The organism is Desulfallas thermosapovorans DSM 6562 (genome assembly GCF_008124625.1).
Classification (GTDB): Bacteria; Bacillota; Desulfotomaculia; order Desulfotomaculales; family Desulfallaceae; genus Sporotomaculum; species Sporotomaculum thermosapovorans.
In genome coordinates, this window is the sequence record NZ_VNHM01000001.1 from 250,407 (window position 1) to 273,022 (window position 22,616).

The window sequence follows — 22,616 nt, forward strand, 5'->3', positions numbered from 1 at the left end:
GTTTATTCAATTGTATCCGTTTATGAAATGTGTTCCGCCCCGCCATATAAAATGGCGGGCTTTATGATCATATAGTGGTATAAATACAGGCGCCCGATCGTATGGTAATTACCGGCAGCCCCTGCAGGGTTCGGCCGGCAAAGGGAGTGTTTTTACCTTTGCTGGCAAACTGCTCGGGATCAACCTGTCTGGTTAGCAAGGGGTCTATAACCGTTATATCCGCAACGCTACCTTCAGCCAGTGTGCCCCGGTCAATCCCCAGTATGCGGGCCGGATGCAGCGCCAGTTTCGCCACCGCCTGCAAAGGAGTAAGTATACCGGTGTGCACCAACTCGGTCCAGACCAGCCCCACCGCGGTTTCCAGCCCCACCAGGCCAAAGGGTGCCAGGTCGAATTCCACGTTCTTTTCATCATAGGTATGGGGTGCATGATCGGTGGCGATTACATCCAGGGTACCGTCAGCCAGCCCTTCCCGCACCGCCTGGACATCCGCCTCACCGCGCAGTGGCGGGTTAACCTTGGCCGCGGTATTATAATGGGTCACCGCCTGGTCGGTTAAAGTAAAGTGGTGCGGTGTAACCTCGGCAGTAACGGGGCAACCCCTCTTTTTGGCTTCCCTGATCAGCGCCACGGAACCCGCGGTACTGACATGGGCTATATGCAGCGGGCAGCCTGTTTCTGAAGCCAGGATGATATCCCGGGCCACCATAACTTCCTCGGCGGAGGCGGGAATTCCCTTTAGCCCCAGTATGGTGGATTGGTATCCTTCGTGCATTACCCCGCCCGCGGCCAGGGTTTGTTCCTCACAGTGGGAAATAACCGGAACACCCAACATCTTGCAGTACTGCATAGCCCGTCGCATCAGCCCGGCATCGGACACCGGCCGGCCATCGTCGGAAAAGGCCACCGCCCCGGCATCCCGCATATCAGCCAGTTCGGCCAGTTCCCCGCCCCGGCTGCCCCTGGTAATGGCACCTATGGGATAAACGTTAACCTGACCTTCCTCCGCTGCCCGCTTGTTGATAAATTCGATGATGAAACGGTTATCGGCAACCGGGTCGGTGTTAGGCATGCAGGCCACACCGGTAAAACCGCCCCGGGCCGCCGCCGCGGTGCCGGTGGCAATCGTTTCCTTGGCTTCATAGCCCGGTTCCCGCAGGTGCACGTGCATATCTATCAAACCCGGCACCACCAGCTTGCCGGTGGCGTCAATGATTTGTGTATCCTCATCCTCCGCAAACCGGGCGCAAATGATACCGTCCCGCACATATATATCGGCCGGCTCGTCTTTGCCCACAGCGGGATCAATTACCCGTCCGCCCTTAATGATCAGCTTCATGGTGAGCACCTCCCCCGGTTAACAGGTACAACAGAGCCATCCGAACCGCTACGCCGTTGGTTACCTGTTCTTCTATTAACGCCACAGTACTGTCGGCAATATCATGGCCTATTTCCACCCCGCGGTTCATGGGCCCGGGGTGCATAACCAGCGCACCGGGTGCGGCCAGGGCCAGGCGCTCCCGGTTTAAACCGTACAGCCGGGCATATTCCCGCAAGCCCGGAAACAGGCCTTGCCGCTGCCTTTCCTTTTGAATGCGCAGCATGATGATTACATCCGCGCCCGCCAGGGCCTCCTCGGGCCGGTAAAACACCCGGGCACCGGTTTGCTCCAGCTCCGGAGGCAGCAATGTAGGCGGGCCGCAAACCCGCACCTCGGCCCCCAGTTTGGTAAACCCCCAAATGTCGGAGCGTGCCACCCTGCTGTGCAGTATGTCTCCCACGATAACCACCGTGAGGCCGTCGATTTTTCCCCGGCGTTCCCGTACCGTAAAAAGGTCCAGCAGCGCCTGGGAAGGATGCTCATGGGCCCCATCCCCCGCGTTAATCACCGCCGCCTTAACGGTTTTGGCCAGCAGGTGCGGCGCCCCGGCCATGGGATGGCGCAGCACCACCACATCGGCACCCAGTGATTGGATAGTCCGGGCGGTATCGTATAAACTTTCACCCTTGGCCACACTGCTGGAGGAACTGGATATATTGATGCTGTCCGCACTCAGGTATTTAGCCGCCAGTTCAAAGGAGCTACGGGTACGAGTGCTGTTTTCGTAGAAAAGGTTCACCACGGTGCGACCCCGCAGCGTGGGTACTTTTTTAATGGGCCTGGTGATTATTTCCTTCATAGGCTTTGCGGTATCCAGTAAGAAACTGATTTCACCAGCGCTAAGGTCTTTTAATGCCAACAAATCCTTGTGTTTATACAATCCAAAATAACCCCCTCCCCAATAAATAAGCCTCCCCGGGTTTATCAAAAACCCGGCGGAGGCCGGCTGAGCTACGACACAGGGATATACCGTGCCAAATGTCATATGGACGGCACAAAATCCCCAAACGAGCTGAAAGCTCTCCCTTGCCAGCCTCTCGGGACCGCTTAAAAGGAGCCAAAGCTATTTATGTTTTTTCCATAATCACCACTTCGTCCATGCCATCGGTTTCCGACAGGCGTACCTCCACAAGTTCCCGGCGGGCCGTGGGAACGTTTTTCCCCACATAATCGGCCCTGATGGGTAATTCACGATGGCCCCGGTCAATCAGTGCCGCCAGTTGAATACTCCTGGGCCGCCCCAAATCGATAACAGCGTCCAGGGCGGCCCGAATGGTGCGCCCGGTATATAAAACGTCGTCCACCAGCACCACTTTTTTGCCTTCTATAGAAAAGTTAACCTCGGTTTGCCTAACCACAGGCTGGTGGTTTAGAGAAGACAAATCATCCCGGTACAGGGTAATATCAAGAATGCCCACCGGCACTTGACTGCCTTCAATCTGCTTGATTTTACCGGCCAATCTCCGGGCCAGGGGTACACCCCGTCGCCTGATACCAATCAGTACCAAATTATCCGTACCCTTGTTGCGCTCAATAATTTCATGGGCGATACGGGTCAGGGCACGCCTGATACCATCCTGGTCAATGATCCGGGCCTTTTCCCTTAATGCCGGCAAGAGAACACCCCCCGTCAAATAACAGCATTAAAAAACCTGTCTACCCGGTAAGAGGCATAGACAGGCACACTGACCCTGTTTATACTATGTATCCTTACCGGTCTCACGGGACCGATTTTAAAGGTGGTTTTTCATCTACACAATACTATCAAAAACAACCGGGGACGTCAACGCATTATACAAATCCCCCGTTCAAATTTTCACCCGGTAAAAAACCATTTATACAACATCTTAAAAATGCTGTTCGAAAAGTCTATGCAAGATCCCCCATAATCTCTACGGTAGCTGTCATTTGCAGTGCTCATACGCCAAAGCCTGCTTTTCCAACAGACTCTTAAAGTTTATTAATACCTAAAAAGATTAATGCTACTCCCAGCATTATGGTGGCCATACCCGCCAAAGACACTTTGCCGGCCAAACCCACCAATCCCAGGGTGGTAACGATAATTAAAATGGTGGGTCCCACCATGGCCAGCACGGCATTAATTTTAAATGCCGTTTCCACCTTATTGAAGTGCAGCATCAACATGGCCGCTGTAAATTCAATGGTCGCGGATAAAAAGCGCACCGCCGCCATGGAAATGACTATCTTGTCAAAAATAAGAAACATTACCTTCCACCCCCGTTTTATACTATTTTTTCTTATGCGGGAGTGGGTGTTAAAATGCATAGCACTTGTCTCTTAGAGTTAAAATATCCGTGTCTTTAGAAAGGATGTGGAGCGTCATGGGGGCGCAAGCCGGAGCAGCCGCACTGGCCGCCATTGCGGCCGTGCCTTTTATTATGGTACTGGGCAATTCCATGCTTATACCGGTATTGCCACAATTACAGGCAGCGCTGAATCTTAGCGAGATAAAAGTCAGCATGGTCATCACCGCTTTTTCCATACCCGGCCTGCTCATACCGCTGGCCGGATTTTTATCCGACCGCATCGGCCGTAAAAAAGTAATTATCCCTGGCCTGATACTATATGGGCTGGGCGGAATCATCGCCGGGCTGGCCGCCATGTTTCTACACGAAAGGGCTTATACATGGATTATCAGCGGGCGGATAATTCAGGGCATCGGTGCTGCGGGCACCACTCCCATTGCCATGGCCTTCACCGGTGATTTGTTTTCCGGCCCTAAACGCAGCAAGGCCCTGGGGGTGGTGGAAGCAGCCAACGGCTTCGGCAAAGTACTGAGCCCCGTGCTGGGGGCCGCCATTGGCTTGATTGTCTGGTACGCCACTTTTTTATTTTTCCCGGCCATCATCATACCCATCGTGCTGGGCATCTGGTTTTTAACCAGGGAACCGGAAGAAAACCGGGCCACCCAGAGTATAGCCCAGTACGGCAAGTCTATAAAAAAGGTATTTAAAAATAAATCGGTGCTGCTGGCCACCATTTTTTTGAGCGGTATGGTTGCCCTGCTTATACTATTCGGCATACTGTTTTTCCTCAGTGATTACCTGGAGGAAACCGTGGGTTTGACCGGTCTCGTCAAAGGCGCGGCTCTGGCGGTACCTGTGCTGTTTATGTCGGTTACTTCTTTTGTCACCGGCCTGCTGATCAAAAAAAAGGTGCGGCTGATGAAATGGCTGGTGGTAACCGGGCTCGGCCTGGTGGCTGTTTCCCTGGCCGCCCTGAACATATACGAAAATATTTATCTTTTCTTTGCCGGCATTTCCATGGCCGGTTTAGGTACGGGACTGCTGTTGCCATGTTTGAATACCATCATCACCAGCACCACCGATACCCAGGAAAGGGGTCTTGTCACTTCGGTATATGGCAGCGTGCGCTTTTTAGGGGTGGCCGCGGGGCCGCCTCTGTTTGGCTACCTGATGGATATCAGCAACGCTTACATGTACTGGGGCGGCACCATACTGGCCGGGGTAACAGCGCTGGCGGCATTATTCTTTATCAGAGTCAAGGACTTGACAGCGGCGGGCGATTCGGGAGCGGGACAACAGCCGCAACAGGCCAATGGCCAGGCGGTACAGGCCGTAAGAACCGAGTTTGTATTTGCCCCTGCTCGCAAACCCCTGCCCGGAGGTAAAAAGGACAAAGGGAAAGAGGACATGCCCGGGGAATAACGTTACCCGGCCCACGGTTACTGCAACAATTATTCTTATCCTTAATAAAATGAGGGGAACAGGCTTATGCCCGGTGTTCCCTTTTTTATTTTCGCGGTTAGGACGGGAGCAATGCATAGCATGGCATATGCAGTAACTAATACACCGGCAAATGAATAGTATAGGTAAAACATGGTTTTATTGTATGGATAAGGATAATGGGTTGGGCACGCCTGTGATAATGCAAAAACTTTAAACAAGCACCATGGGAAAGGGGGTTTTAGTATCTGATTATTGGCACGCTCAATTAACAACTGGCTTCAATGGGGGTGCGGTAACAAATGCAGTGGAAAAAGTTAAATAAGATTACCTCAGCGCTGGCACTATTAGCCATATTAACGCTATTTGCAGGGATTTATGCAGCCTTTGCCGGAGTAACCTTCCGGACGGCAGTCAACCACCCGGTGGGCAGCAACCCCAACGGCATCACCGCGGCGGATTTTGACAATGATGGCAGAATAGATCTGGCCACGACAAACTTGTTGGACCATAACGTGTCGGTTTTGCTGGGTAACGGAGATGGCAGTTTCGACGCGGCTACCGACTTCCCGGTGGGGAATTCCCCCCGCGGTATAACTGCAGCGGACTTTAACCACGACGGCAACATAGATCTGGCGGTAATAAACACTTTAAACGATAATGTTTCTGTTCTGCTGGGGGACGGTAACGGTAATTTCGGCCCGGCCACGAACTTTCCCGCCGGTAATCTGCCCATAGGCATTACCGCAGCGGACTGTGATAACGACAACAACGTGGACCTGGCGGTAACAAGCCTCAGTGATAACGTTTCCATTCTTTTGGGTAACGGTGACGGCACCTTCGGGACAGCCACCGATTTTCCGGTGGGGCACTCTCCTTTCAGTATCACTGCGGCGGACTTTAACCATGACGGTAATGTGGATCTGGCCACGGCCAATAATCTTGATAGCAGTGTATCAGTACTGCTGGGCAATGGCACCGGCAATTTCGCCCCGGCCACCGGCTCACCATTCACGGTTGGGAACGGTCCCTTTGGTATTACAGCTGCAGATTTTAATCACGACAGCAATGTGGATTTGGCGGTGACAAATATTAACGAACAAAACGCATCGGTATTGCTGGGCAACGGAACCGGCAATTTCACTTCAGCTCCCGGCTCTCCCTTTCTGGTGGGCGATGGACCCATAGGGATAGCCACAGCAGATTTCAACAATGACAATAACGTAGACCTGGCCGTGGCAAACTCCGGCGACTCGGATGTCTCAATCCTGTGGGGTGACGGGAAGGGCAGTTTCAAAGCAATCACTGATTTCCCGGTGGGGGAGTTTCCTTTTGGCATCACCACAGCAGATTTTACAGGTGACAACAAGCCGGGACTGGCCACGGCAAATGCCAACTCGAACAATGTCTCTGTTTTACTGCAGGAAGTATACGGTCACAAATAATAGTTAACCGGTGCCTTTGCATGGTTGGTGTTTAATTGATAAAACTGTATATCCCGGGTTTTCGGCGGTACGCACAGTAATGGTACCCACCGTAATACCCGGGACTTTTTTGTTCATAAAAAAAACCCGCCAGGATCATTGCCTGGCCGGCAGATACCAAACATTTTATTAATGATGACTTTATGTATCGAAACCTCTTTTTCGGTATCGTAGGCGCCACGCTGATACATGTTGCAGCTGTCAAGCAAAGTTTAACCAATGACCGCATTAGGAAATTTTTCATAGAACTTTTGAATTCCGAGATTAGCATACAGGACAATTTTATCAAATATGGCAAGATGAAAGGATATTTAAACACCGTCCCCACGTATAAATTAAAAGAAGATTAGCCAGCAGGAAAATATGCTCATTATGACTTTACGCTTAAGCACTGATTACGGCTGGTCCTAATCGCAACAAAATTTTATATATCGTGGCTGATGGAAAAGTCCATGACCGGCTTTTACAGCGCTTGCACGGGTGCAAGGTGTTTGAAGCCTTAATGGCTGTAATGCAAAAAAGGCGGAAAAGGCGGGCAAGTAACCCCACCCGCCCGCGCATTATTCATTAATTAAATATAAAAGTTTGTCGTCTATACCATAAAACAAAGGGACCACTAAAATTTTGGGATAGCGCTGGCGCAATCTTCGGGCTTCGCTAATAACAAAATCGATTTCATTATCAATTTCAAACATGGGTGCGTAATTCATGAAGTGCTCTTCTGCCCGCTCCTTATCCCAGCCGGCCCAGTCCACCAACCCCTGCACAAATTTATCTTTTTTGGCCATCAAGTTAACCATACCGCATTTATCATGGCCAATTAAAGCAATGGCTTTGACGCCCCCAACAGCCACGGCGTATGATATTTTAAATTCAATATGACGCAGGTTGCCCCCGCCGGTACGGAGAATATAAGCAAAGTTATCGGGTATACGCAATTGCTTGCGATTATCCATGCACATGCCGATTACTACTTCCGCATGTTCATAATTATCCAGGGGGGCATTCAGGTTGTGATACTGCAATAAAAGATCGATGGGTGTGTTGCGATATTTGGGGAAAATATCGTCAACGGAACGAATTGGCACCAAGTTATCCATACTAAGACCTCCCATATAGTTTTATATTCTAGCACAGTCACTCCATTAGATTTGTACCATAATTCACTTAGCAGAAAAAAATAATAGCTAAATATGTATCACAAAACAAGTGATCATTATTTTAGCTATTCGATAACCATATGGTTTATTCCTGCAAGGAAAGTGAATTATTTCTTTAAGTGACAAAAGTAAAGAAAAATTTTTACCTCAAATTTTCAGCATTCAAACCAGGCCCGGGCATATTTCGTAGTGATGGGATAATGGTAATATTCGCCCGACAAACATTTTATAATTGCTATTATGGCGAAGACAGTATATACAATTCCCAATATCGCCAGGGGAACGACCAGCAAAAATCCGATAAGTAAAAGGCACAGTATCCCCACCCCCACCCCTAAAAGCAGGGATATAATATGCATGGTCAGCGACTCCCGGGCGTGATGGTTAACAAAATCATCATCCTTCTTTAATAAATAGACAATCAGCGGCACCACTATAGGCAGGCCAAAGAATATGGAACCGTGACACACCGCACCTAAAAGTTTGCTTTCCGGTAAAACCATTCGTTTTACCTCCCTCCACCGGGCTTTCTGTTCACCAATTGGGGCAAATCAGGCACCAACTTTCAGTACAATCTGTACTATTTTCTCATTAACTTCCTCGATTATCAACCCAAACCTGCTCCGGCACCTCTTATAAAATACAATAGGAGAAGCCGCTATGGCTTCCCCTTTAAGTTCGAGTTACTAATGCAATTAGTCGTCTTCCTCCACCACTTCAAATACCCAATCGTTAACACCAATGCCCGGGAATTTATTACCGGACAGGTCTTCTATAATGCCTGACGAAATAGTTATGCCGTATTCTCCCACCGGCAGTTTTTTATCAAATTCAATAACCAGTTGGTCTTCATCAATATTAACATCATCAGGAGTTAGTAAAGCATTGGTGGTTGTATTAAATACTATTGCCGTATTTTTACTGGATTTCTCGTTTACCCATTGCACCGGTTCATCAAATTTTACCGTTATTTTTTTGATACCGTACTCAACCTTTGCACCATCTTTAGGATTTAATTTCTCTGGTTTCGGGGCGTCTTCATCTTCATCTTCACCTTCAAATGTTGCAAATCGCCAGTCCCTGGAGTTAATACCGGCAAATTTATTGCCTTCTTTATCCTTGATGATATTTGCCGGGATATATACTGCATAACGACAGTTTTCTTCCAACCCTACCTTCAGTTCGATGATTAAATCCCTACCGTCAATTTCAACATCCCCAATATTAATGCTCCGGTCCTTAGTGATATTTTCCACCCCTATTTTATCCTTAATATCCTTTAGGGATTTAACGGGGTAGATTTTTTCATCAAAGGTAACCACCAGTTCATCAATACCGGCTTTAACATCACCGGCACCATCTTTGGGATTGAGTTTGACAACTTCCGGGGCAGCCTCGTCTTTGTTCTCATCGTCATTATCCGCGGCACCTTCTGAGCCCGCACTTACCACAATGGCTTTACGGGCTGAGTTGAGCACCAGTGAAACCGCGTAACCCCTTTCAATATCCTCTAGTTCCACTGCTTCGCCATCAACAAATATGGCAGCATCATCAGCCACCTGCACCAGTATTGTCAACCGGTCATCACTGCCGGGGACTATGGATATAAAGGCCGGGTCCGATGGCATTACATCATCCACGGTACCTTTAATAAATTCAAATCTGGGGTTCAACGAAAACATATTTTGACACCGGAACAACATAGCCGCGATTTCCGCTCTTTGCACCGGGTTTTGGGGCTTAAAGACATTACCGGGGTAACCTCTCATAATACCGGCCCGGGCCATCTGGGCCACATAATTTTTAGCATAACCCGGTATTTTACCGGCATCGATGAATTGTACGGTCCCACCTGACAAGTTACCCAACATATCACTGTTTGAAAGCGCCCTGGCCAGCCACACGGCCACCTCATATCTCTGGGCCGCTTCGTTACCATTAAAATTCTTTAATTCTTCCCGGGTTATAATACCCTTGTCCAAAGCCAGGGCAACCATGCCACTGGCCCAGCTTTTCGGCACCAACTTCAAACTTTTGCCGGTGGGTGATTCATCCTCGTAGCCCATGGCACGCATCAACATGACCAGTGCCTCGTTTTTGGAGACTTCTTTCTGGGGATAAAACTTCCCATCCGGGAATCCCACAATGATGCCTTGCCTTTGCATGGCCGTTACAGGTTCGGCCGCCCAGTGACCATAGACATCGCCCATCATGGTAAAGGATATTTTTTTCAATTGTCCCGGAGGTATTTTGCCGTTACCTTTACCGTTGCCGTTGTTTTTGGCCAGAGCATCCGTTGGCGATATCATGGCGAAGGCAAATACAGCCACCGCAAGCATGCCTCCAATAAAGCATTTCCACCTGTTAATCCGCAATAAAAACCACTCCCCGCATTATTTTTGGATGGATTTAACCACCTGTCTTGATATACGTAACTGCACCGTTATTTGGCAGGTCAACCAGGTAACCAATCCGCAGGCCAGTGAATATTTTCTAATCAAGTGCACAAAAATCTCTTTCCCGGCTAGAAAAATTAAAAGGGGGTGGGCAACTGCATGCGTTCTCCCGGCGTATGCGAAATAACCGGGAAAGGGGTTGGTAATTTGTCTGAATACGCGTATTCCAGTAAATGGCGGGAGGTTATTTCCTTCCCGCTTGGTGAACGATTGAACAAACCCAGAAACAAAGGACTAACCATGGTAATCGATAAAGGTATGGGCATAGGGGAAACCAGGGACCTTTTAAAAATCAATTACCAGCACATTGATTTCATCAAGCTGGGTTTCGGAACACCGGCCCTCTATGCCGAAGGGGCTTTGGAAGAAAAAATACAACTGGTGCGTTCATACAATATTGATATTTATCCGGGAGGCACATTTTTAGAAGTGGCATTATTACAAAACAAGGTCAGGGAGTTTCTCGACACCTGCAATTTTTTTGGCTTCACGGCCATTGAGGTGAGTGACGGAACCATACCCTTGAGCCAGGAGGTGAGAGAAGAAACAATAACATTAGCTGCCGAAAAGGGATTTAGAGTATTAACCGAAGTGGGCAAAAAAAACAACGGCGCCGAAATACCGGTGGAAACACTGGCCCGCATGGCCCTTAAAGATTTGCAAAACGGTGCTTACAAGGTTATTCTGGAAGGCCGGGAATGTGGTCTTAATGTAGGGCTCTATGATGCCAATGGTAAAATGGCAGATGATGATTTGCAGGTACTTCTGGATTATATCGGCGATCCGTCTTTAATTATCTGGGAAGCACCCCTAAAAATTCAACAGCAAGATCTGATTACCCGGTTTGGTTCGGATGTAAACCTGGGCAATATCCCACCCCAGGAGGTGCTGGCGGTGGAGGCACTGCGGGTGGGACTGCGGGCAGATACCCTGCAGCTGGTGCTAGCCGATCTGGATGAACCAAAATAAAAGGCTAATTACGGTTTTTTACTTGTTCGCTCCGGTGCCGGGTGTTGTAAGGTAAACACCCGGCACCGGCAAATAGTTTTAAAACCGTCAATAATGTGGAAATGTAATGCTACCATCAAGCAACCACTTAGTTAAACCAGGTAATACAGTGAAAGGCGGCGGCATATATTTACTAAAAATTGTCATGGCGAGGCGAGATCATGAATGGAGTACCACTGCTGGTGGCGCTGCTCCTGGTGGGCATTATTGCCCGCTCCAATTTAATTGCCACCGCTGCCTGCGTATTACTGATAATTAAATTTTCCAATTTGCATTTTATATTTTCGTTGCTTGAAAAAAGAGGCCTAGAAATAGGCTTGTTATTTTTATTACTGGCTATTTTGGTACCCGTGGCCAGCGGTAAAGTAACGGAAAAAGAATTAATCGGCACCTTTACTTCCCTGCCGGGCATACTGGCCATCCTTGGGGGGGCACTGGCCACCCATTTAAACGGTGAGGGGTTACGGCTGCTGCAAATCGACCCCGAATTGATTTTCGGGCTGCTGATCGGCTCAATATTCGGCATTGTATTTTTAAACGGCGTTCCCGTGGGGCCATTGATGGCAGCCGGGTTGACCGCACTGTTTCTGGAAACAATTCGTTTATTTAAATAGCAAAAAACAACTTTAAACAGTTTTTTCGTCAAACCCCAATTTTTTTAATATAGTGGTTAGCTCCGCCGGCAAAGGGGCACGAAATTCCATGTATTCACCGTTGCGGGGATGGATAAACCCCAACAGGTAAGCATGCAGAAACTGACCCTCCAAATTAAAATGGGGCTTACCCGGTCCATATCTGGTATCTCCCACCAGCGGGTGCCCAATGTAAGCCATATGTACCCTGATCTGGTGGGTACGTCCCGTTTCCAGGCGTAATTTTAATAATGTATAATTACCTGCCCGGCCCAGTACCCGGTAATGGGTCACCGCTTTTTTGGCATTGCGACTGGTTACGGCCATTTTCTGCCGGTCCCGCGGGTCCCGGCCAATGGGTGCATCCACCACCCCCCGGTCACTGGACAGCACACCGTGAGCCAGGGCCAGGTAACCCCGCCGGACAGTATGCTCCTTTAACTGGCCCGCCAGGTGCTCATGGGCCAGGTCATTTTTAGCCACCATCAACAAACCCGAGGTATCCTTGTCAATGCGGTGCACAATGCCGGGCCTGAGCACACCGTTGATACCGGAAAGGTCCCGGCAGTGATAAAGCAGGGCATTAACCAGCGTACCCGTGTAATTTCCCTCCGCCGGGTGCACCACCATGCCCCTGGGCTTATTCACCACTATGACATCCATATCCTCATAATAAATTTCAAGGGCTATGGGCTCGGGCTGTACAGTAAGTTCCACGGGCGGCGGCAGGTTAACAACAACGGTATCCCCTTCCTTTAACCTGTAATTGGCCCGGGCCGCTGCCCTGTTCACTGTGACGGCACCATCGCCGATAAGCTTTTGCACAAAGGACCGGCTCAGCTTACCCTCCCTGGAGGTCACAAAAACATCCAAACGCACCCCGGCCTCCCCGGCCTCCACCCGGTAAATTTCAGTTTTCGGCATTGGCGTCCACCCTTTGCTGTTCCCCTTTATCATTGCGCCAAATATCTATAATTAGAAGCACGGCACCTATAACTATTGCCGTGTCCGCCAGGTTAAAGACCGGCCAAACCCGAAAATCCAAAAAATCAATCACTCGACCCAGGCGCACCCGGTCAATCAAGTTACCCAGCGCGCCCCCCGCAACCAGGCCCGAAGCCAGGCGCACCAGAATCCTTTCCCGGGGTAAAAAGCGATAACCCACCAGCACCCCCACCACCACCAGCAACGAGACAACAATAAACAGGGTTGTTTTTTCGGCCAGTATACCAAAGGCAGCACCGGGGTTTAAAATATAGGTGATATAAAAAACCGGCGGCAAAACCGGAATGGACTCTCCCAGCAGCATAGACGATGTGATGATATACTTGGAAAACTGGTCCAGGAGGAGTGTAACCAGCACAATAACAAAAAAACGCAAACTTATAAACCTCCCCAAATATAACGCTATATGATATAATACCACATGTTTGGATATCGGAAACATGTCTGTTAAATTACTGTCAAACCATCATTAGGGTTAAATAGCAGCCCAGCCATTTATACAGGAGTCGGGGGACTATGTACTGGATTCCCGCCATCCTTTGGATGGCCCTGATATTTTATTTATCCGGGCGGACAGGCAGTGAACTACACTCCTTGTTTCCCTTTATCGACAATCTTAACCCGGGCCATATAGTAGCCTACTTTGTGCTGGGACCTTTATATTACCTGGCCTTACACAGGTACCACCATGCCCGTCCCTTTGTAAAAGCCTTTCTGCTGTGCCTGTTATATGGTATCACCGATGAAATACACCAGCATTTTATTCCCACCCGCTATCCCGACCTCTATGACATAGCCCGGGACCTTTTGGGGGCGGGACTGGGGCTGGCTGTGGTTTATCTTGTTCAAAGGAAGGGCACCACGAGCCAATCCGGCACGTCAAGAAAATAAACGCAGCAGAATTAATGGCGGCAAACCACGTTGTCTAAATATTTTTAATCTTAAAATATTTAGAAAAGAAGGACTTTTTCAAAATTAAGAAGAAAATTATGTTATACAATAGGAGTAAATCATTTTGGTATTGTTAAAGTTTTCAGAATAGCTAATCAACTGCTAATGTTCGAGCTTGATTAAAACAAGGAGGTCAAAAACATGCAAGATGTCGTAATAGTAGCAGGCACCAGGACACCAATCGGCGACTTTGGCGGTTCGCTGCGCACCGTAACGGCAGGCGGGCTGGCCGTTGCTGTAATTAAAGAAGTAATCAAACGTGCCGGCGTAAACCCGGCGGACATCGACGACGTTATCCTGGGCTGCTGTGTACAAAGCAGTGAAGAACCAAACATTGGACGCACCGCAGCTTTAATGGCCGGACTGCCGGACACGGTGACCGGCATGACTATCCAGAGACAGTGCGCCTCGGCCATGCAGGCGATTATTTCCGGTTACCAGCAGATAGTCACCGGCGATTCGGATATCGTCCTGGCCGGCGGCACTGAAAGCATGAGCACCGCACCATACGTATTAAAAAAAGCCCGCTGGGGCATGCGCCTGCAGCATGGTGAATTTACCGATGCGCTGTGGGAGACCCTCACCGATCCCATCCATAAAATAATGATGGGGGAAACAGCCGAGCGGCTGGCAGACAAGTATGGTATTACCAGGGAAGAACAGGATATAATTGCTTACCGCAGCCATAAAAACGCCATTAATGCCATCGAGAAGGGTTACTTTGCCAAAGAAATTGTACCGGTACCCGTCCCACAGCGTAAAGGTGACCCGGTGTTGGTGGATCGTGACGAGCACCCCAGGGCGGACATCAGCATGGAAAGCCTGGCCAAGCTGCGCCCGGCCTTTCGTAAAAACGGCACCGTAACGGCGGGCAACGCCTCGGGCTTAAATGATGCCGCCGCGGCAGTGATCATCATGTCGGCGGATAAGGCCCGGGAGCTGGGCATAAAACCGCTGGCCCGCATTGTCAGCCACGCCCGGGCCGGGGTGGAACCCGATTTGATGGGTTACGGCCCTGTGCCGGCCATAAAAAAGGCCCTGAAGCGGGCCGGGCTAAGCCTGGCCGACATTGATTTAATTGAATTGAACGAAGCATTTGCCGCCCAGTATTTAGCCTGTGAAAAATTGCTGGATCTGAACCGGGAAATCACCAACGTTAACGGCAGCGGCATCAGCCTGGGTCACCCGGTGGGCTGCACCGGCACCCGCATCGTGGTTACATTACTCAATGAAATGGAACGGCGCAATGCCCGTTACGGCATGGCTTCACTTTGCGTGGGCGGCGGTATGGGAATAGCCATTATTTTGGAAAGGGAGGTCTAAATCGATGACTATTAACGTAATCGGGGTTGTGGGAGCAGGCACAATGGGTAACGGTATCGCCCAGGTGGCCGCCAAAGCAGGTTACCGGGTGATTATGCGTGACATTACCGGTGAATTGGTCAACCGGGGTATGGCAGTGATCGAAAAGAACCTGGCCCGGGAAGTAAAAAAGCAAAAATTAACCGAGGCGGATGCCGCCGCCGCGCTGGAACGTATCAAGGGCACCACTTCCCTTGCCGACTTGGCGGTCTGTGATTTTATTATTGAGGCCATTATCGAAAAAATGGAACTGAAAAAAGAGCTTTACAGGGAATTGGATCAAATCTGCAAGCCCGAAGCTTATTTCGCCTCCAACACTTCGGGCTTGAGCGTAACCGAAATGGCCGCGGTTACCAGAAGACCCAACAAATTTATCGGTATGCACTTTTTCAACCCCGTGCCCGTAATGAAGCTGGTTGAATTGATCCGGGCCGCCGAGACAGATGATGACACAGTGCAAGTAACCCGGGAACTGGTGGAAAAGATGGACAAAGAAAGCATTATGGTTAACGAGGCACCATTATTTGCCGTAAACCGCATACTGGTACCCATGCTCAACGAGGCCATGTTTGTGCTGATGGAAGGGGTCGCTTCGGCGGAAGACATCGATAAAGGCATGAAACTGGGTGCCAACCACCCCATCGGACCTCTGGCCCTTTCAGATTTAATCGGACTGGATACGCTGCTCATGGTATGTGACACCCTCTATACCGAAACGGGCGATTCCAAGTATCGCCCCTGCCCGCTGCTTAGAAAACTGGTACGTGCAGGACACCTGGGCCGGAAAACCGGACGCGGTTTTTACAATTATAACTAATTACACAGCTAATTAAAAACTGCTGGAAAAGGGGAGGGAATAAGTAATGGAATGTAATCAAACAACGGGCGATGTTTCCCCGGTGATCAACAGATTTATGTTTCGCCAGGTGGAAAACCTATTGTATGAACACCCTGCGGTGGACGAAGTGGCGGTAATATACGCGCCCGGCCAGGATGGCAAAGAATGCCTGGTTGCATTTATTGTGCCCCGGGCTGATAATGTTACCGAAACCGAAATATTGGCTTTTATGCAACAAAGCAACCAGTTGGCAGCCGAAAATCTACCCCGGCTTGTTAAGTTTATCCCAAGGATCCCCAAGTCACCCAGCGGAAAAGTGTTAAAAATGAAGCTATTGGAAGAAGCTGAAATAGCAACATAAAAAACCCGGCGAAAAACCCGCGTAGTTTTTACGCGGGTTTTTTATGCCCCGGGCCCGGGACGGGTACAATAACGAAAAAAGGAGGTATTTGCTTTATGGATACTGCGTGCGTATTATGCAACGGCCTGGAGAAGCTATTACCCCGTTGTCCCTGCGGCCATACTATGGTTGATGCCGGTCCCGTGACGGATTACAAGGGACCGTACAGCCCGTACTTCAACATGAGCTTTGAGGATGAATGCTGCCGGCACCTGTTTACCTGTCCCGCCTGTGGAACGGACCGGGTAATGAGCATACCTTTGCGTAAAATATGAACAACCTATCTTTGCCAATCCCGGCAGGCCTCCAAACTTTCACCATAGAAGTTTTGCGGCATATTATAGAGATATAATTATTTAGATAAAGGAGGCCGTGTAATTTGTCCAATAGAAATGCCAATCCTTTTTCATTGTTTCTAATTCTTATTTTACTGGTTCTCAGTACCGATAGCCAGGCCGATGTCAAACTGGGATTTGTCAGAGGACTGATCGACCAAACATCGCGTTCCTTAAGCACCCTGCGGGAAGGGATCACTGCTATGAATAACAGTTTTGAACATGCCCGCACCATGTTCATGAACATGAATGACACGAATTTGAATAACGAGAACCATGAGTCCAATGAAACCCAATAATTTAACCGTGAATCAGTGCAGGCAGGCACTTGGTGCATACCCAAAGGCTTTGCCCTTTTTTTCGGCATGGCAGAACAGCTACCTCGTCTTCATTCCTGCCACAGTTGAAGCAGGCCTGGGGAATATATGTCCCCGGGTTTTGTTTTACATGCATCTCCACGGCGTGCTCATCAAAATCGGGTGCTTCCCGGGTTTCCACGGACAGTGCCCCCCGGGGGCACACTCCGATACAAAAACCGGCCCCGTCACATAACTCCTCCCTGGTCACCTTAGCCTTGCCGTTTTCAATGGTAATGGCGCCTTCCACGCAAGGGCTTACACAAAGCCCGCAGCCGTTGCACTTTTCCTCGTCTATTTTAACTATTTGTCTTTTTGCCACGTTGTTCACCTCGCTAATATTTTCTGTCATTAATATACCCCTTTGGGCTACTGTTTAAAGTAATATTGCCCCCATTAAAAGTGTGATATTGATCACACCCGGGGCTTGCGTGAGCGACGCAAGCCAGCCGGCGTAGAGATTTTAAACGAATCTCGCACGGATCTTTCGAACAGTTCCCTAGAGTGTATAATAGTCCAAAACCCGGATCACCGCCGTAATTACATCATCCACATCCCGGTCGGTCATAGCGGGGTATAAAGGCAGGGTTAACAAACGATTATACAGTTCCTCGGCCTGCAGGCAAAGGCTGCCTTCCAAAGTGCACACGTCGGGGTGGCCAATCCACAGGTAGTAAGGGTGTAAAAATACCGGCAGGTAATGTACGCCCACTTCAATGTTTTCCGCCCGCAGAGCATAAAAAATATCCGAGCGGCTGGCTTTGAGATTCTCCAAACGCAGCGCCAGCAGGTAATAGTGCCAGGTGGAGCGGCCCCGGGGATTTTGTTCCGGCAGCACCACGGCCGGGTGACCGGCCAAAGCCCGGTTATATTTTTCCGCAATGGCGGTGCGCCGGGCAATAAATTCCTCGGCCCGGGCCAATTGACCAATACCAAGGGCGGCCTGCATTTCAGTCATCCGGTAGTTATAACCCCGGTCTTGCATTTCCACCCGCCATGGCCCCTCGGGCCTGGCCAGTTTTTGGGGATCGCGGACCATACCGTTTTCCCGGAATATCAGCATCCACTGGTAAAATTCCTCGGAGTCGGTGGTTACCACGCCGCCCTCCCCCGTATAACAATGCTGGGGATCGCTAAAACTAAACACCGTCAAATCACTTAAAGCGCCGATTTTTTGTCCGCCATATTCACCGCCCAAAGCATGGGCGGCATCCTCTATAACAATGAGGTTATGCTCCCGGGCCAGCCTGTGTAGCGCTTCCATGTTGCAGGGATTACCGGCAAAATGTACCGGTATCAGTGCTGCGGTGCGGCTGCTTATTTTTGTCGCCACCACCCCGGGATCAATATTAAATGTGGCGCTGTCTATATCGGCAAAGGTGTGTATGCCCCCCTGGTATAGAATACAATTGGCGGTGGCGGGGTGGGTCAGCGGTGAAGTGATAACCTCCTCCTGGTGACCGACTGCAGCGGACATCAGGGCAATATGCAGCCCCGCTGCGCCGGAAGATACCGCCACGGCATACCTGGCACCAACATACTTCGCCACAGCCCTTTCAAATTTTTGCACGGTTTCACCACAGCCCAGTTTTCCCCCGCGCAGCACCCCGGTTACCGCCAGTATATCGTTCTCATGTACCGAAGCCTCTGCCAGCGGCAAAGAATTTTCCCGTACCGGTTTTCCCCCGGCAACAGCAGGTTTATCGATCATCTTTTCCCCCTCTGATTAAACCAGGCATACGCGCCTGTTAATAAATGATTTCGATGGCAAGTATATTATTAGCACATATTTCAGGAGCTGAAAATGATTACTTCCTCCAAAAGCGAATTTTTTTTCAGTGTGTTAATGGCCATCGCCGGAGCGGTGCTGTTAATCAGCCTGTTCGGACACATGCAGTTTAATATCGAAGCCCTCCAGTTTCGAGTATCGGCGCAGATTAGTGAAAAGGGTTACACCGTAGTGGAATTACCGCCCCTGGGTACCGTGCGCGCCCACACCCACAACGCACCACTGTCTTTGTCGGTACGGCTGGAAAATATCGACTTGCAGTCAATACAGCGTTTTTTGAACCACAACACGGGCCGCGACGAAATTATCCAGCAAAGCAAAACGGTACTGCGGCAGGTGGCTGCGGTATTTATTGCCAAGCTGCTGGCCTTGGCCCTGCTGGGCGGAGTGACGGGTGTTTTTATCACCCGTAAGGGCAGCCCCCCCAAATATATCGCCGGTGCACTGGCCGGCATGATACTGGCAGGGGGTTTACTGGCTGCCACATACTTCACCTATGACAGCAGCGCCTTTCGCAACCCTCAGTACTCGGGCGTTTTGCGTATGGCCCCGTGGATGGTCAACCTGGCCCAGGAAACCTTCGGCAAAATTGAGCTCCTGGGTGAAAACCTGTCCATCATAGCCGAAAATCTTAATCAAATTTATGAACGGGTGGACAGTTTACAGCCCATTGGAAATGAAACCGAAGAATTTAAAATATTGCATATATCCGACCTGCATAATAACCCGGCCGGTATGGATTTCGTACTGCAGGTGGCCGGGCTGTTTGGGGCCGATATGATCATTGATACCGGAGATATCACTGATTTTGGTACTCCGCTGGAAACAGTGCTGCTGGAACAATTAAACCATATTGATATACCCTACTTTTTTATTCCCGGCAATCACGATGCGCCGGCCATTACGGAAAAGATGGAGCAAATACCCAACGTTACCGTGGTAAAGGGATTGGTGGAAAAATACGGGCTGACCTTTTACGGGGTGCCTGATCCGTCCTCCACCACCAGCGCAGTGACACCGCCCGACTTAAGCACCATACCCAGGCTGACCCGGCAAGTACAGGAAAGCATCGATCAGCTGGGGCCGGAAAAGGTGGATATCGCACTGCTGCACAATGATAAAATGGCCCGCTCACTGGCCGGTTATGTGCCGGTGATACTGTTCGGACACAACCACCGGATGGAGATACACCAACAAGGGGGCAGTATTTTGATTAACGCGGGCACCTCCGGCGCGGCGGGTTTGCGGGGATTACAAACCAAACAAATACCCTATTCCGTAGTGCTGCTGCATTTCCACCCCGGTGAAACAGGTAAAAAGCGTCTGGTGGCGGCGGATACCATTTCAGTTAGCAATCTGGAACAAGGGTTTACCCTGAACAGGATCAGGTTCGACATCCCGCCGGAACCGGATTAATATTTCATATTATATTTAAGTTTAAGGGGCTGTATAAAAAATCCGCCCAAGTTTCACTTATAACCTCTACGTTGGCTGGCATTTGCGATGCTTACGCAGGTGCCTGCTTTTGGGATAAACTATTTAAAGGCAATTTATTTTCAGAGGCAGGTTTTTTCCAAACAAGCCAGAAATAATTTACAGCGGTAAAAAAAGCGCGTCAGCATAGCAAGGAGAGTGAATTATTAATGCCCATAGCCCAGAAAATAGAAACTTCCCTGTCCAATTCATCCTGGATCCGCAGGATGTTTGAAGAAGGGGAGAAATTACGTAAAATTTACGGAGCCGAAAAGGTATATGATTTTACCCTGGGCAACCCCGACGTGGAACCTCCCGAGGCATTCCACCGGGAGCTGCGGAAAATCGCCGCCGACCCGGTACCGGGCATGCACAGGTACATGAGCAACGCCGGTTACGAAGAAACCAGGCAAGCCATAGCCGGTGTACTGGCGGAGGATACCGGCCGGCCTGTAACCCCCGGTCACATTGTCATGACCTGCGGGGCCGGCGGCGGGCTTAACGTGGTTTTAAAAACGCTGCTCAACCCCGGCGAGGAGGTAATCGTCACCACCCCCTACTTTGTGGAATACAGGTTTTACGTGGATAACCACGGCGGCCGGATAAAGGAAGTACCCACCAAAGCTGATTTTCAGCTGGATACGGCAGCCCTGGCCGAAGCCATCGGACCCAATACCCGGGCCATTATCATCAATTCGCCCAACAACCCCTCGGGCGCGGTTTACCCCGCCGAAACCCTGGCAGAGCTGGGCAGGCTGCTGGAACAGAAGGAACGGGAACTGGGTACGCCGGTCTACCTGATTTCCGACGAACCCTACGCTAAAATTGTATATGAGGGCACCACCGTGCCCAATGTATTTAACTATATTAAAAACTCCATTATAGTTACTTCCCACAGCAAGGATCTGGCACTGCCCGGTGAACGTATCGGTTACATCGCATTAAACCCGGATATCGAGGACAGTGAGCTTATCTTCGACGGGCTGGTATTTTGCAATCGCACTCTGGGCTTCGTCAACGCCCCTGCCCTAATCCAGCGTTTGATTACACCGCTGCAACGTCAAAGTGTAGATATTGCGGCTTATCAGGAAAAAAGGGACGTTATTTATAAACACCTTACCGAGCTGGGATTTGAGGTAACCAAACCCATGGGTGCATTTTACTTCTTCCCCCGCTGCCCCATTGAGGACGATGTGGAATTTGTACGCCGGGCCCAGAAATACAATTTACTGCTGGTTCCCGGCAGCGGATTCGGACTGCCGGGACATTTCAGGCTTTCCTACTGCATGGACATGCAGGTTATCAAAAGAGGTTTGCCCGCCTTCACAGAGCTTGCCCGGGAATTCAATTTAACCGGTAAGTAAGCACCCTGTTTTACCACAAGCTGTTCATCTAATAACAATAAATAAGGGGTTATTGCATAACGGGCTGGAGATGCATGGCCACTTCAGCCCTTTTTTCTTTAAAAAACAAACCGCGAGTTCCGGAGAACCCGCAGTTGCGGTACAGTTAAGTTACGCGACCGGCCAAACCAAATAATAAAAATTATTACGAACAGCCTGTTAACATCAAAAACCGTATTTTTTTTGTTTGGTTGTAAGGTTATTGGGTGGAGTCTTATAGGGGTTTTGCCGCAATGCTTTGCCCTTTTCATCTTTATCCCACAGCCTGGCGGGAGATTCCCCGCGTACCAACTCGTGCTTAAAAGTATCTTTTAAACCGGGCATTGTCATCACCACCTGTAGTTAATTTTTATTATTTTGCCTCACTCCAGGTGGCTGATACAATGAAAAAATCCCCGAAACGTAAAAAATCCGGGGAATGGGGAACGTACCATATTAAACTTACTGTTTAGATAACAAGTATATAAAAGGTTGGTGTGGATTAGTTTTCTTCTTCGGTGAGCAATATTATTTTTTCGTGCATGTGCAGGTTTAACTGCTCCAGCACTTTTTTCAGCGACTCGGCATCCCGCAGAAAAAAGCCGCTTTCCCACCGGTCCACCAGATATGCAATAAACTCCAGGTAACCATGGATCATGGTGAGTGTATACAAATCTTTAAACCGGTTATTATTTGCCGGCTGGCAGTTACGCTCGGGAGAATTTTTATGGGTCAGTGTAAAGTTGGACAATGTTTCATCGTCCCTGGCCCAGGTAAGAATCCCTTCGTGAACAGCAACTTCTTCCCCACAAATATCACAAACAAACCTGGACATCAAAATATACTCCCCCCTTAAAAAAGACATGAAGAATTCCCTATGCTATAATATATCATAAT

Annotated in this window: 25 protein-coding genes; 12 read left to right on the forward strand and 13 right to left on the reverse strand. The window is 49.6% G+C overall.

All coding sequences use genetic code 11. The features are described 5' to 3' along the window. Nucleotides 1-67 precede the first annotated feature (67 nt). From LX24_RS01235 to LX24_RS01250, 4 genes are all read right to left on the reverse strand, one after another. The gene (locus LX24_RS01235; RefSeq protein ID WP_166510313.1) at nucleotides 68-1,339 is read right to left on the reverse strand and encodes a dihydroorotase; all 1,272 of its coding nucleotides are present in this window, start codon (nucleotides 1,337-1,339) and stop codon (nucleotides 68-70) included. After that, nucleotides 1,323-2,261 (reverse strand): aspartate carbamoyltransferase catalytic subunit, encoded by a 939-nt coding sequence (locus LX24_RS01240; protein WP_166510314.1) that lies wholly within the window; start codon nucleotides 2,259-2,261, stop codon nucleotides 1,323-1,325. Before LX24_RS01240 ends, LX24_RS01235 begins: the two co-directional genes overlap by 17 nt. 187 nt (nucleotides 2,262-2,448) lie before the next feature. Continuing rightward, nucleotides 2,449-2,997, reverse strand: a complete 549-nt coding sequence (gene pyrR, locus LX24_RS01245) for a bifunctional pyr operon transcriptional regulator/uracil phosphoribosyltransferase PyrR (protein ID WP_166510315.1) — start codon at nucleotides 2,995-2,997, stop codon at nucleotides 2,449-2,451. A gap of 334 nt (nucleotides 2,998-3,331) precedes the next feature. Then, the gene (locus tag LX24_RS01250) at nucleotides 3,332-3,607 is read right to left on the reverse strand and encodes a YqhV family protein (protein WP_166510316.1); all 276 of its coding nucleotides are present in this window, start codon (nucleotides 3,605-3,607) and stop codon (nucleotides 3,332-3,334) included. A gap of 116 nt (nucleotides 3,608-3,723) precedes the next feature. Between LX24_RS01250 and LX24_RS01255 the strand changes: the two genes are divergently transcribed. Further along, nucleotides 3,724-5,070, forward strand: coding sequence for an MFS transporter (locus LX24_RS01255; protein ID WP_166510317.1), 1,347 nt, complete (start codon nucleotides 3,724-3,726; stop codon nucleotides 5,068-5,070). Nucleotides 5,071-5,390: 320 nt separating this feature from the next. After that, nucleotides 5,391-6,533, forward strand: coding sequence for an FG-GAP repeat domain-containing protein (locus LX24_RS01260; RefSeq protein ID WP_166510318.1), 1,143 nt, complete (start codon nucleotides 5,391-5,393; stop codon nucleotides 6,531-6,533). Between the two features lie 599 nt (nucleotides 6,534-7,132). Here LX24_RS01260 and LX24_RS01265 read toward each other — a convergent pair. From LX24_RS01265 to LX24_RS01275, 3 genes are all read right to left on the reverse strand, one after another. Further along, nucleotides 7,133-7,672: a carbonic anhydrase gene (locus LX24_RS01265; RefSeq protein ID WP_166510319.1), complete on the reverse strand. Its 540-nt coding sequence runs from the start codon at nucleotides 7,670-7,672 to the stop codon at nucleotides 7,133-7,135. A 215-nt stretch (nucleotides 7,673-7,887) separates the two neighbouring features. Continuing rightward, nucleotides 7,888-8,235: a DUF4870 domain-containing protein gene (locus LX24_RS01270; RefSeq protein ID WP_166510320.1), complete on the reverse strand. Its 348-nt coding sequence runs from the start codon at nucleotides 8,233-8,235 to the stop codon at nucleotides 7,888-7,890. A 192-nt stretch (nucleotides 8,236-8,427) separates the two neighbouring features. After that, entirely contained in the window at nucleotides 8,428-10,107 is a 1,680-nt protein-coding gene (locus LX24_RS01275) for an Ig-like domain-containing protein (protein WP_166510321.1), read from the reverse strand. Nucleotides 10,108-10,335: 228 nt separating this feature from the next. Between LX24_RS01275 and comA the strand changes: the two genes are divergently transcribed. Together comA and LX24_RS01285 are read left to right on the forward strand one after the other, a co-directional pair. After that, nucleotides 10,336-11,157, forward strand: coding sequence for a phosphosulfolactate synthase (gene comA / locus LX24_RS01280; protein WP_479723361.1), 822 nt, complete (start codon nucleotides 10,336-10,338; stop codon nucleotides 11,155-11,157). 200 nt (nucleotides 11,158-11,357) lie between these two features. After that, complete coding sequence (locus LX24_RS01285; RefSeq protein ID WP_166510323.1) at nucleotides 11,358-11,810, forward strand: DUF441 domain-containing protein; 453 nt, start codon at nucleotides 11,358-11,360, stop codon at nucleotides 11,808-11,810. A gap of 12 nt (nucleotides 11,811-11,822) precedes the next feature. Here LX24_RS01285 and LX24_RS01290 read toward each other — a convergent pair whose 3' ends face one another. Then, nucleotides 11,823-12,752 carry an RluA family pseudouridine synthase gene (locus LX24_RS01290; protein WP_166510324.1) on the reverse strand — a complete coding sequence of 310 codons (930 nt, stop codon included), beginning with the start codon at nucleotides 12,750-12,752 and terminating at the stop codon, nucleotides 11,823-11,825. Then, nucleotides 12,739-13,209, reverse strand: coding sequence for a signal peptidase II (gene lspA / locus LX24_RS01295; RefSeq protein WP_207706490.1), 471 nt, complete (start codon nucleotides 13,207-13,209; stop codon nucleotides 12,739-12,741). Before lspA ends, LX24_RS01290 begins: the two co-directional genes overlap by 14 nt. A gap of 140 nt (nucleotides 13,210-13,349) precedes the next feature. Between lspA and LX24_RS01300 the strand changes: the two genes are divergently transcribed. The 6 genes from LX24_RS01300 (at nucleotide 13,350) to LX24_RS01325 (ending at nucleotide 17,018) form a co-directional block, all read left to right on the forward strand. Next, a complete protein-coding gene (locus tag LX24_RS01300) occupies nucleotides 13,350-13,724 on the forward strand; it encodes a VanZ family protein (RefSeq protein ID WP_166510326.1) in 375 nt (124 codons plus the stop codon). A gap of 201 nt (nucleotides 13,725-13,925) precedes the next feature. Beyond that, a complete protein-coding gene (locus LX24_RS01305) occupies nucleotides 13,926-15,107 on the forward strand; it encodes a thiolase family protein (RefSeq protein ID WP_166510327.1) in 1,182 nt (393 codons plus the stop codon). A gap of 4 nt (nucleotides 15,108-15,111) precedes the next feature. After that, nucleotides 15,112-15,963: a 3-hydroxybutyryl-CoA dehydrogenase gene (locus LX24_RS01310; RefSeq protein ID WP_207706491.1), complete on the forward strand. Its 852-nt coding sequence runs from the start codon at nucleotides 15,112-15,114 to the stop codon at nucleotides 15,961-15,963. 46 nt (nucleotides 15,964-16,009) lie between these two features. Beyond that, the gene (locus tag LX24_RS01315; protein ID WP_166510328.1) at nucleotides 16,010-16,345 is read left to right on the forward strand and encodes an AMP-binding enzyme; all 336 of its coding nucleotides are present in this window, start codon (nucleotides 16,010-16,012) and stop codon (nucleotides 16,343-16,345) included. 95 nt (nucleotides 16,346-16,440) lie between these two features. Next, on the forward strand, nucleotides 16,441-16,659 hold the full coding sequence (locus LX24_RS01320; RefSeq protein ID WP_166510329.1) for a hypothetical protein: 219 nt from the start codon (nucleotides 16,441-16,443) through the stop codon (nucleotides 16,657-16,659). A gap of 104 nt (nucleotides 16,660-16,763) precedes the next feature. Further along, nucleotides 16,764-17,018 (forward strand): hypothetical protein, encoded by a 255-nt coding sequence (locus tag LX24_RS01325; RefSeq protein ID WP_166510330.1) that lies wholly within the window; start codon nucleotides 16,764-16,766, stop codon nucleotides 17,016-17,018. A gap of 1 nt (nucleotide 17,019) precedes the next feature. Here the strand turns inward: LX24_RS01325 and LX24_RS01330 are convergent, their stop codons facing one another. Continuing rightward, nucleotides 17,020-17,427 carry an ATP-binding protein gene (locus LX24_RS01330; protein WP_341473547.1) on the reverse strand — a complete coding sequence of 136 codons (408 nt, stop codon included), beginning with the start codon at nucleotides 17,425-17,427 and terminating at the stop codon, nucleotides 17,020-17,022. Nucleotides 17,428-17,574: 147 nt separating this feature from the next. Beyond that, on the reverse strand, nucleotides 17,575-18,786 hold the full coding sequence (locus LX24_RS01335; RefSeq protein ID WP_166510331.1) for a DegT/DnrJ/EryC1/StrS family aminotransferase: 1,212 nt from the start codon (nucleotides 18,784-18,786) through the stop codon (nucleotides 17,575-17,577). 93 nt (nucleotides 18,787-18,879) lie between these two features. Between LX24_RS01335 and LX24_RS01340 the strand changes: the two genes are divergently transcribed. Both LX24_RS01340 and LX24_RS01345 read left to right on the forward strand, forming a co-directional pair. Then, nucleotides 18,880-20,280 carry a metallophosphoesterase family protein gene (locus LX24_RS01340; RefSeq protein WP_166510332.1) on the forward strand — a complete coding sequence of 467 codons (1,401 nt, stop codon included), beginning with the start codon at nucleotides 18,880-18,882 and terminating at the stop codon, nucleotides 20,278-20,280. A gap of 227 nt (nucleotides 20,281-20,507) precedes the next feature. Continuing rightward, on the forward strand, nucleotides 20,508-21,701 hold the full coding sequence (locus LX24_RS01345) for a pyridoxal phosphate-dependent aminotransferase (protein ID WP_166510333.1): 1,194 nt from the start codon (nucleotides 20,508-20,510) through the stop codon (nucleotides 21,699-21,701). 204 nt (nucleotides 21,702-21,905) lie between these two features. On the opposite strand, the gene LX24_RS01350 is transcribed toward LX24_RS01345, so the two are convergent. Both LX24_RS01350 and LX24_RS01355 read right to left on the reverse strand, forming a co-directional pair. Further along, nucleotides 21,906-22,064: a hypothetical protein gene (locus tag LX24_RS01350; protein WP_166510334.1), complete on the reverse strand. Its 159-nt coding sequence runs from the start codon at nucleotides 22,062-22,064 to the stop codon at nucleotides 21,906-21,908. 157 nt (nucleotides 22,065-22,221) lie between these two features. Continuing rightward, nucleotides 22,222-22,554 (reverse strand): hypothetical protein, encoded by a 333-nt coding sequence (locus tag LX24_RS01355; protein ID WP_166510335.1) that lies wholly within the window; start codon nucleotides 22,552-22,554, stop codon nucleotides 22,222-22,224. Nucleotides 22,555-22,616: the final 62 nt, after the last annotated feature.